The sequence below is a fragment of the Actinomyces sp. 594 genome (assembly GCF_019325145.1).
Lineage (GTDB): Bacteria > Actinomycetota > Actinomycetes > Actinomycetales > Actinomycetaceae > Actinomyces.
Genome location: NZ_PIZC01000011.1, coordinates 71,481 through 81,176, shown reverse-complemented (window position 1 = coordinate 81,176; position 9,696 = coordinate 71,481). Strand labels below are relative to the sequence as shown.

8 protein-coding genes are annotated in these 9,696 nt (G+C 68.6%); 4 read left to right on the top strand and 4 right to left on the bottom strand.

Features of this window, described 5'->3' with window-relative positions; genetic code table 11:
• Window positions 1-108 precede the first annotated feature (108 nt).
• Window positions 109-957, bottom strand: coding sequence for a hypothetical protein (locus tag GZ998_RS01535; protein WP_219108537.1), 849 nt, complete (start codon window positions 955-957; stop codon window positions 109-111).
• An 898-nt stretch (window positions 958-1,855) separates the two neighbouring features.
• Here GZ998_RS01535 and GZ998_RS01530 point away from each other — a divergent pair.
• Window positions 1,856-3,064: a YibE/F family protein gene (locus GZ998_RS01530; RefSeq protein WP_257504914.1), complete on the top strand. Its 1,209-nt coding sequence runs from the start codon at window positions 1,856-1,858 to the stop codon at window positions 3,062-3,064.
• 99 nt (window positions 3,065-3,163) lie between these two features.
• Here GZ998_RS01530 and dusB read toward each other — a convergent pair whose 3' ends face one another.
• Window positions 3,164-4,534 (bottom strand): tRNA dihydrouridine synthase DusB, encoded by a 1,371-nt coding sequence (gene dusB / locus GZ998_RS01525; protein WP_219108544.1) that lies wholly within the window; start codon window positions 4,532-4,534, stop codon window positions 3,164-3,166.
• Between the two features lie 37 nt (window positions 4,535-4,571).
• Here dusB and GZ998_RS01520 point away from each other — a divergent pair, with 37 nt between their 5' ends.
• Both GZ998_RS01520 and GZ998_RS01515 read left to right on the top strand, forming a co-directional pair.
• Window positions 4,572-5,423: an SDR family oxidoreductase gene (locus GZ998_RS01520; protein ID WP_219108535.1), complete on the top strand. Its 852-nt coding sequence runs from the start codon at window positions 4,572-4,574 to the stop codon at window positions 5,421-5,423.
• Window positions 5,413-5,925, top strand: coding sequence for a histidine phosphatase family protein (locus GZ998_RS01515; RefSeq protein ID WP_219108533.1), 513 nt, complete (start codon window positions 5,413-5,415; stop codon window positions 5,923-5,925). Before GZ998_RS01520 ends, GZ998_RS01515 begins: the two co-directional genes overlap by 11 nt.
• Window positions 5,926-6,077: 152 nt before the next feature.
• Here GZ998_RS01515 and serB read toward each other — a convergent pair whose 3' ends face one another.
• Together serB and glgC are read right to left on the bottom strand one after the other, a co-directional pair.
• Window positions 6,078-6,788, bottom strand: coding sequence for a phosphoserine phosphatase SerB (gene serB / locus GZ998_RS01510; RefSeq protein ID WP_161924249.1), 711 nt, complete (start codon window positions 6,786-6,788; stop codon window positions 6,078-6,080).
• A 113-nt stretch (window positions 6,789-6,901) separates the two neighbouring features.
• Window positions 6,902-8,146, bottom strand: a complete 1,245-nt coding sequence (gene glgC / locus GZ998_RS01505) for a glucose-1-phosphate adenylyltransferase (RefSeq protein ID WP_219108531.1) — start codon at window positions 8,144-8,146, stop codon at window positions 6,902-6,904.
• Between the two features lie 277 nt (window positions 8,147-8,423).
• Between glgC and glgA the strand changes: the two genes are divergently transcribed.
• The gene (gene glgA, locus GZ998_RS01500; protein ID WP_161925349.1) at window positions 8,424-9,656 is read left to right on the top strand and encodes a glycogen synthase; all 1,233 of its coding nucleotides are present in this window, start codon (window positions 8,424-8,426) and stop codon (window positions 9,654-9,656) included.
• Window positions 9,657-9,696 lie beyond the last annotated feature (40 nt).

Here is a 9,696-nt window from a genome sequence, read left to right as displayed (position 1 = left end):
GTTGCACGACCTTGGTGTGTGTTCCACGACCCCCGGGTGGTCGTGCAACAGGCACCAAGGTCGTGCAACGCAGCCGGGGTCGTAAATCGACATATTGCGCGGCACCGCTCACCGACGCCGCAGCCCGAGCATCGAGCCCTCGCACAGGCCCGACTCCAATCTCGTACCCGGCCGCAGCAGGACGCGGTTGGGTCTGAGCGAGGCGACAACCCCGGGCGGAAAGGCCGCGAGGATCTTGTCCGCCAGCGCGCGCAGATCGCGGAACTCCCCGTAAGTCACGCGTATGAATCGCCAACCCATGGCCTGGATGGCGTCCTGACGCAGTTTCTCCTGCCAGGCGTCCTCCCTGGTGTTGTACTTGACACGGCCGTCAACCTCGATGACGATCCCGTGCTCGGGCCAGCACAGGTCGAGCCACCACATGCTCGCGTGGTCGCTCACCCGGTACTGCACTTGTGGCGCTGCAAGTCCGAGCACGAGAGTCAACCAGCGCATGACGCTTTCGCCAGGAGAGTCTGCTAACGGCGTCGCCGCTTCCAGTACGGCACGTGCTTGTGCAATTCCGCGCCTGTGCGGGGATCGCTGCAGCCACTCCTGCCAGGTGTCGCGAGCCCGCTTCTCGGCGTCTGCATACGCACGGTGGTCGTTCGGCTGCGATCGGCAGTACAACCGCAGCGCCGCGTCGGCAATCGCCAGGGCGTTGTGTGCGGGCTCGTCGAACGCACAGTCGAAGGCGGTGCGTAACACGGTGGTGACCGGCACCCCGCCGACCACGGTGATGTCTTCCTCCGGGAGGTCCAAGTGTCGGCGCCAAAGCATGATCTGCCGGCAGTAGAAGTCCTCGTGTGCGCTCGACCGCGGCGGTCCCGTGGGAGGCACACTGATCAAGGGCAGCGGCGTGCCAACTCGCTTGGGCGTGCTGGGAACCGCCAGGTATACGTCCGGTTCCTGGGTCATCATTGGCAGGCCAAGCACAAGGGCCGCGGATGCGTGCGTGAGGCAGCACGCGGAGCGGTGCGTTGTTTGCGCGGTTATGGCGCGTGCCAAGGCCAAGGTATAGCGATGCTGCCAGCGCTTCGCCTCAGGGGCTGGAACCCAGTGAATGCCGGGAGCAAGCCGCAGCGCGGAGCGGGGGAACTCTACGCCGGCGCGGTCATGCCGACCGGTGTGAATCAGCACGGGAAACAGATCACGGTCGCGAGCACGGTCGTGAGCTAGGTCAGGCGAGGTGGGCATGTCTCCAGCATTCGCCGAAGTTGGGTGCGATGACCACTCTCGCATCGTCGACTGTGGATAAGTGGGTGTCTGGGGCGCCGCTAATGGTATCCGTGGGTTTTGGTGCCTCGGCCGGCCAGCATCCGCGGGAGTAATCCGGTGGTCCACGCTGTCCGTACTCCTGGACCGCTGGTCGGTCTCGTTTTGCGGTGCCGCGGGCCTCGTACTGCACGACCTCGGTGACACTGCACGACCTTGGTGTGTGTTCCACGACCACCCGGGGGTCGTGCAACGCACCCGAAGGTCGTGCAACGCGGCCCGACGTCGTGCAACGCACCTGGGTTTGGCCCGGGGATGGGCGGCTGGTCGGCGCACACCTGCCAGGCTCGTGCCGCCCGAGTTGCCTCAAGCCGATTCAGGCCGGGGCCGGTCGCCTCAGGGCGACGTGCCTGCGCGGTGCGCGCGGATCGACGCCGCCGGCGGGCATGATGGCCGTGTGAACGACGAGACGACGCCAGCCTCTGCCGCAGCGCCCGCCGAACTGCCTGTCGACGGGCCGAGCAACGTGCACGCCGGGGAATCACCTACCGGCCGGGCCGATACCACTGCCGGCCCGCGCGCCTCGAACCCGCACGCATCCCTGGCGGCGCACAGCCATTCCGGCCCTCTCAACCTGGGCGCGGCCGAGGCCCGGCGGGTGCGCCTAGTGCTGGCGGCGATCGTCATCCCGCTGGTGGTGGCCACACTGATCGGTCTGATCGTGCTGTGGCCGAGTGGGAACTCACTGGTCGGCTCCCAGCCCTTCACCGCCGACGGCGCCGCTCTCGAATCGGCCACCATCACCTCCCTGAACACCGCCGCCTGCGCCGACACCACCGGAGCGCTGGAGGGAGTCGCCAACGAATCGCTGCTCGCCGACGCGGTGTGCGCGCGCATCACCTCCGGCGAAGGCGAGGGCCTGGTCATGCCGGTGCACATCCCCTCCGAGTCCCTGGCAGCAGCCGAAGTCGGCGACCACCTGCAGGTGATGTACACCCCCGCTGCGCTGGCCTCCGGCACCCCGTACGTGTTCGTCGACTACGCCCGCCAGGTGCCGGTGGCTGCGCTGGCGGTGGTGTACCTGGTACTCGTCGTCGCCGTCGCCGGCCGTAAGGGTGCTCTCAGCGTGCTGGGACTGCTGCTCGCAACGGGCGTCCTGCTCGGTTTCATGATCCCGGCGCTACTGGATCTGGCCTCACCCATGTGGGTGACGCTGGTGGGCGCCTCGGCCATGATGCTGTTGGCGGTCTACGTCGCCCACGGCATCTCCGTGCGCACCACCACGGCACTGCTGGGCACCTTCGCCGGCGTGGTCATCACGGTCCTGCTGTCACTGTGGGGCGTGGACGCCGCTAACCTCACCGGCGCCACCGAGGAGACCGCCCTGACCCTCACGGCGATGGTGGGCGGTATTAACCTGCAGGCCTTGCTGACCTGCGGCATGGTGGTGGCGGCCCTGGGCGTGCTCAATGACGTCACTATCACCCAGGCCTCCGCCGTGTGGGAGCTGCACGCCGCCAACCCAGCCCTGGGCCGTGCGCGGCTGTTCACCGGAGGCATGCGGATCGGCCGTGACCACATCGCCTCCACCGTCTACACCCTCGCCTTCGCCTACGCCGGCACGGCCCTGCCGCTGATTCTGGCGGCCTCGCTGATCGACCGGCCGCTGGCCGCCACCCTGCTTTCGGGCGAGATCGCCGAAGAGGTCGTGCGCACCCTGGTGTCATCCATTGGCCTGGTACTGGCCATCCCGGTGACGACGGCGATCGCCGCCGCCCTGTGCCGCACCGGAGAGCCTGCCGACGCGTGACCGCGCCGGTGCGGGAGCCGGTTGCGACAGGCTGCGTAGGCCCATCACCGGGTTCCAGGCGCAACTCGGCGGCTGAGCCGCCGCGCGCAACGTACCGGCTCAGCCACCGGATACGTCCAGCTCGGCGTCGGCCAGCAGTGCCCGATCCTCCTCGTCCAGGAAGGGAGAGTCCAACCAGCCCTCGGGCAGGTGCGGGGAACGCGGACTACCCGCCCGCCCACGCGGTCCCTCCGCCGCCGGACCCGGATAGGGCACATCCTGCGGCAGCCGTGCACGCATACGTGCCAGCGCGGTGTCCAGTTCCGGTAGCGAGGACACACGCATCAACTCTGCGCGTGCCGCGCCACCCACCGGGTAGCCCTTCAGGTACCAGCCGATGTGCTTGCGCAGATCGCGTACGCCCCGGTCCTCACCCAGCTCGGCCGCCAGCAGTCGCCCGTGCTCCTTGATCACGGCAACCACCGCATCCAGGTCGGGGCTGGTCCGCCCGGACCGCCCGTGCATGGCCGAGACGATGTCTGCGAACAGCCACGGCCGTCCCTGGCAGCCGCGCCCCACCACGACGCCGTCGCAACCAGTCTGCTCAAGCATGGACACGGCGTCGTCGCCGCTCCACACGTCCCCGTTTCCGAGCACCGGCAGTGCGGTGGTCTCCTTCAAACGGGCGATCTGCTCCCAACGCGCGTGGCCGGAGTAGTGCTGCCGGGCCGTGCGCGCGTGCAGTGCCAGAGCCGCGATTCCGGCGTCTGCAGCGATACGGGCCGCATCCAGGAAGGTCTCGTGCTCGTCATCAATCCCCAGGCGCATCTTGACCGTTACCGGCACTTCGCGCTCGCGGCGGGCGGCCGCGCCGGCGGAGCGTGCAGCCTGCACCGCCGCACGCATGATCGCCTCCAGCAGGTCCCGCTTCCACGGCAGGGCGGCGCCACCGCCCTTTCGAGTCACCTTGGGGACGGGGCAGCCGAAATTCAGGTCAATATGGTCAGCCAGGTCCTCGGCCACCAGGATGTGGACCGCCGCAGCCACGGTCGCTGGGTCCACCCCGTACAGCTGAATCGAACGCACCCGTTCGGTGGGGTCCGTCCGCACCATCGCCAGAGTCTTGGCGTTGCGCTCCACCAGGGCTCGGGTGGTGACCATCTCGGTGACGTACAGACCCGCCGGGGCGGACAGCGCGCCTTCCTGGGTAGTGACCGGCCCCTCCTGTGCCGGGCGCAGCGCGGAGGGCAGCGCCCCCTCCCCGTAGATGCGGCACAAGCGCCGAAATGAGGCATTCGTGACTCCGGCCATGGGGGCGAGCACCACCGGCGTGGCGATCTCCAACGGGCCGATGCGTAGCGGCGCGGCGACGCCCGCCCCGCGCCGGGCGGACTGTGCGGGGATGGGCGATAGCGGAGCAGGCTCAACGACTGGCGTAGCCGCCGGCTGGGTCGTTTCAGGCGATGCACTCACCGGCACATGCTGGCACATCCACGACATGTTCGCCGCCACGTGCGAAGCTGGCGGCATGAGCGAGCAACCGCACCCATCCGGGGGAATGCTGGATGGGCGCACCATCCTGGTTACCGGCGTGCTGCGCCCGGCCTCCATTGCCACCGCCATCGCCGTCGCCTGCCGCGCGCAGGGAGCCCGCCTGGTAATGACCGGCCACCCGCGCACACTCCGCCTGAGTGAGGCGGTCGCCCGCCGCTACGGTGGAGTGCACGCGATTGTGCCCCTGGACGTCACCGACCCTGACTCCCTTGCCTGCCTCGCCCCCCGGCTGCAAGAGGCAGGAGTGGATCAGGTGGACGGCGTCGTTCACGCCATCGCCCACGCCGACGCCGCAGTGCTGGGCACGCTTACACGCAATCGTTCGGACGCAGGCGCAACCGTCACGGATCCCGGGGCACGCGGTCGGGCACTGGCCGAGGCCTTCACCGCCTCCGCGGCCTCACTACAGGCGCTCGTAGACGCCGTACGGCATTTGCTCTCCGCGCACGCGTCGGTGCTTGCACTCACCTTCGACACAGGCCACGTCCACCCCGGCTATGGCTGGATGGGTCCCCTGAAGGCCGCGCTGGAGGCGAGCGTGCGGGCGCTCGCCGTGGAGCTGGGACCGGCGGGCGTGCGGGTGAATGCCCTCAGCGCCGGTCCGCTGGTCACGCCCGCATCCTCTGCCATCCCCGGCATGGATACGCTGGCCGCCAACTGGGAGGATGCGGCCCCGCTCGGTTGGGATCGCAACGATGCCGAGCCCGTGGCCCGCACTGCCGTCGCGCTGCTGTCCGACTGGCTGCCGGCCACAACCGGTCAGGTGATCCACGCCGACGGCGGCGCCGCCCTCCGCCTGACGGTAGGGTATCCGCGTGACGACTGACCCCGCCGGGAAGCTTCTCGTACTGGTACGGCACTCGAAGGCGTCCCATAACGCCCCCACCGATCTTGAGCGCCCGCTCACCTCGCGCGGGCGGACTCTGGCAGACGAGCTCGCCCGCTCTTTGGAGCACCGGGTGACAAGCCTTGATCTGCTTCTGGTATCGCCCGCCGCCCGTGCACGCCAGACCGCCGGCCCCATGCGCGAGCGCCTGGCGCCGTCGCTCACGCGCGTGGAGCCGGAGATCTACCATGAGGGCCCCGGCGGGATCCTCCGCCTGTTGCAGCCCCTCCCGGAGACAACCCGCCACGTGCTCGTCGTTGGCCACGAGCCGACCGTCTCGGTGCTGGCCCACATGCTGCATGACACCGTAGATGACTTGGCCGACCAGGTTTCCTTCGGCATTCCCACCGCCACAGCGCTTCTGCTGCAGGTGCCGGTCAACTGGGCGGGTCTCGGTCCCAAGACCGCGCACCTGAGCGAAATAGTCACGGCTCCGCGCTGATTCTGGCGGACAGGCCCACGGCACCACTTCGACCGAACTCGTCGGTTATAACGACCGAACTCGGCGGGGGTGGCGTGGAGCGGCCGGCGCAAGGCACAGCACGCCGAAGTGCGCCCAAGGACGCCCCAAGGCTGCCAAGTGCGCCAAGCTCGCTAGAGCAGGTCCAGCACCGCCATGAGGTCGCGCACGTGCACCGCGGCCGGTGCCGACTCGGCAACCACCGGTTTGGCGCAGAAGGCCACCCCCAAAGCAGCCTCGGCGATCATGCCCAGGTCGTTGGCGCCGTCGCCCACCGCGACCGTGCGCGTCATGGGCACGCCATCGGCCTGTGCCCAGGCGCGCAGACAGCGAACTTTCTCCTCGCGGTCCACGATGCGACCCAGCACCCGGCCGGTGAGCGCACCGCCCGCCACCTCCAGCCGGTTGGCGGCGACATGGTCGATCCCGAGGCCGCGCGCCAGTGGGCACACCACCTCCTCGAAGCCGCCCGAGACCACCCCGACCCGGCAGCCGCGTGCATGCAGCGCCTCAATGAGCTCACGCGCGCCCGGGGTCAGTCGCACCTCCTCCAGCACCGCGGCGAACACCGTCTGCGGAACCCCGGCCAGTGTCGCGACGCGTTCACGCAGTGAGGCGGCAAAGTCCAGCTCGCCGCGCATCGCCCGCGCGGTCACCTCGGCAACGCGCTCGCGAGTGCCGGCCCGCTCAGCGATCAGCTCGATCACCTCCTGCTCGATCAGGGTGGAGTCCACATCCATGACCAGCAGGCCCGGCCCGAGGGCGGCCAGCTCCCCGCTCGCGCGCGCACCGGATACGCGTGGTAGGCCGGGCGGTGGGGCGAATGGGAGCGCGCTGGAGTGCATGCCCAGGATGGTAACCAACGCAGGCGCGCCACATACGCCCCCGCCCCGGGATCGCAACGATCCCGGGGCGGGGGCGTATCTGGCGTATGCGCCGTGGAGTGGAGTTGGACCGGTCAGCGCGCTACACGCTGTCCCTTGGCGACGACGGTGATGCCGGACTCCGTCACCGTGAAGCCGCGCTCACGGTCGTGCTCAGGGTCGATGCCCACCATGGCACCCTCCTCGACTACAACGTTCTTGTCCAGGATGGCGCGGTTGACCACGGTGTTGCGGCCGACGTTGACGCCGTCCATGAGCACGGACTCCCGTACCGAGGACCAGGAGTTCACCCGTACCTCGGGGGAGAGAACCGAGGAGATGACCTCGCCGCCGGAGATGATCACGCCGGGAGAGACGATGGAGTCGACGGCGTGGCCCAGGCGCTCGTGGTGCCCGTACACGAACTTGGCCGGCGGCATCGAGCCCGAGTACCCGGCGAACAGCGGCCAGCGGCTGTTGTAGAGGTTGAACACCGGGCTGACGCTGATCAGGTCCTGGTGGGCCTCGTAGAAGGCGTCGACGGTACCCACGTCGCGCCAGTAGTCGCGGTCACGCTCGGTGGCGCCGGGGACCTCGTTGTCCTTGAAGTCATACACGCCGGCCGCGCCCTGGGAGACGAACCAGGGGACGATGTTGCCGCCCATGTCATGCTTGGAGGACTCGTCGGCGGCGTCGATGGTGACCGCCTCGGTCAGGGCGTCGGCGTCCATGATGTAGTTGCCCATCGAGGCGAGTACCTCATCGGGGGAGTCCGGCAGGCCCGGGGTCTCCTTGGGCTTCTCGACGAAGGCCTTGATCTTGCCGCGGGAGTCGGGGTCGGACTCGATGATGCCGAACTGGTCCGCGAGCTCGCGCGGCTGCCGGATGCCGGCGACGGTGCACGGCATCCCGGAGGCGATGTGGTGGTCGAGCATCTGAGAGAAGTCCATGCGGTAGATGTTGTCCGCACCGGTGATGACCACGTAGTCAGGGCGCTCGTCCTCAACCAGGTTGAGGGACTGGTAGATGGCGTCCGCCGAGCCGAGGAACCAGTGCTTGCCCACACGCTGCTGCGCGGGCACGGGGGCGATGTAGTTGCCCAGCATGTCTGACATGCGCCAGGTCTTGGAGATGTGCCGGTCCAGTGAGTGGGACTTGTACTGGGTCAGCACGACCACCTTCAGGAAGCCCGAGTTGATCATGTTGGACAGGGAGAAGTCGATCAGCCGGTAGATGCCGCCGAAGGGCACTGCGGGCTTGGCGCGGTCTACCGTCAGCGGCATCAGGCGCTTGCCTTCACCGCCGGCGAGGATGATTGCGAGGACACGAGGAGAAGCCATGGCCCCACCTTACGGTGATTTTCGTCATCTTGCGAGGCTATTGAGCCGATTGGATCGAAGTACCTTCGAAACAACCTGTAGATCAACCCGCAGATCGAGCGGCCTGTCATTCGGATCGAGCCGGGCGGCTCGGTCGGCGAACCCCGCCACGCCAAAACTGCGCGCCGGAGCACGGTCCGGGATACTGTGTGAGCTACGGCAAGGCCCGCCGGATGTGCATGGGTGCACGACCACGAAGGAGAGTGCTGTGACCGAGGAAACCAACATCAATGACGGACTGCGAGTCGACCTGCTGACAAAGGAGTACCCGCCCTTTATCTATGGAGGTGCCGGCGTCCACGTCAATGAGCTCGCCAAAGTGCTGCGGCCCTTGGCCGATGTGCGTGTGCACGCCTTCGGCGGCCCCCGCGAGCCCGGCACCGAGGGCGCCGACGCGGGCGTCACCGGGTACCCGGAGGTGGCCGAGCTGGAGGGGGCCAACGCCGCCCTGCGCACCTTCGGCGTGGACCTGGAAATGGTCCCCGGGGTGGAGGGCGCCGACATCGTGCACTCCCACACCTGGTACGCCAACCTCGCCGGGCACCTGGCGGGCCTGCTCTACGGAATCCCCCACGTCCTCTCCGCCCACTCCCTGGAGCCCATGCGCCCCTGGAAGGCTGAGCAGCTGGGTGGCGGCTACGCCCTGTCCTCCTGGGCGGAGCAGCAGGCATACGAGGGCGCTTCGGCGATTATCGCCGTGTCCAACGGCATGCGCGCGGATATCCTGAAGTCGTACCCGAACGTTGACCCCGAACGGGTCAAGGTGGTTCACAACGGCATTGACCTGGCCGGCTGGGCGCGCCCCGCCGACGCCGAGTTCGAGGCACTCGCCGAGCAGGTCCGCGAGCGCTACGGCATCGACACCTCGCGCCCGACGATCGTGTTCGTCGGCCGCATCACCCGTCAGAAGGGCCTGCCACACCTGCTGCGTGCCGTGGAGAAGCTGCCCGAGCAGGTTCAGGTCATCCTGTGCGCCGGCGCCCCCGATACCCCGGAGATCAAGGCCGAGGTGGACGAGGCCGTGGCCGCCTTGCAGGCCCAGCGCACCGGCCTGATCATGATTGAGGAAATGCTCCCGCACCGCGAGCTCCAAGCGGTTCTGGCCGCCTCGGACGTGTTCGTCTGCCCCTCGGTGTACGAGCCCCTGGGCATCGTCAACCTTGAGGCCATGGCGATGGGGCTGCCGGTAGTCGGCTCCGCCACTGGCGGTATCCCGGATGTCATCGTCGATGGCGAGACCGGCTACCTGGTCCCGATCGAGCAGCTGCAAGACGGCACCGGCACTCCCATCCACCCCGAGCAGTTCGCCACCGACCTTGCCGACCGGCTGACCGAGCTGGTCATGGACGCCGACAAGGCCCAGCAGATGGGTGCGGCCGCGCGCAAGCGGGTGGAGGAGCACTTCTCCTGGACCGCGATCGCCGACCGCACCATGGAGGTCTACCGCTGGGCGCTGGCCAACCCGCGCTGATGCGCGCAGGCATTCGGGCCCTGCCCGTGCCCGTTTGCTG

Coding starts and splice junctions, on each gene's coding strand:
- GZ998_RS01520 (WP_219108535.1), top strand. CDS start 4,572: ATGAGCGAGCAACCGCACCCATCCGGGGGAATGCTGGATGGGCGCACC.
- GZ998_RS01535 (WP_219108537.1), bottom strand. CDS start 957: ATGACCCAGGAACCGGACGTATACCTGGCGGTTCCCAGCACGCCCAAG.
- glgC (WP_219108531.1), bottom strand. CDS start 8,146: ATGGCTTCTCCTCGTGTCCTCGCAATCATCCTCGCCGGCGGTGAAGGC.
- serB (WP_161924249.1), bottom strand. CDS start 6,788: ATGCACTCCAGCGCGCTCCCATTCGCCCCACCGCCCGGCCTACCACGC.
- dusB (WP_219108544.1), bottom strand. CDS start 4,534: ATGTGCCAGCATGTGCCGGTGAGTGCATCGCCTGAAACGACCCAGCCG.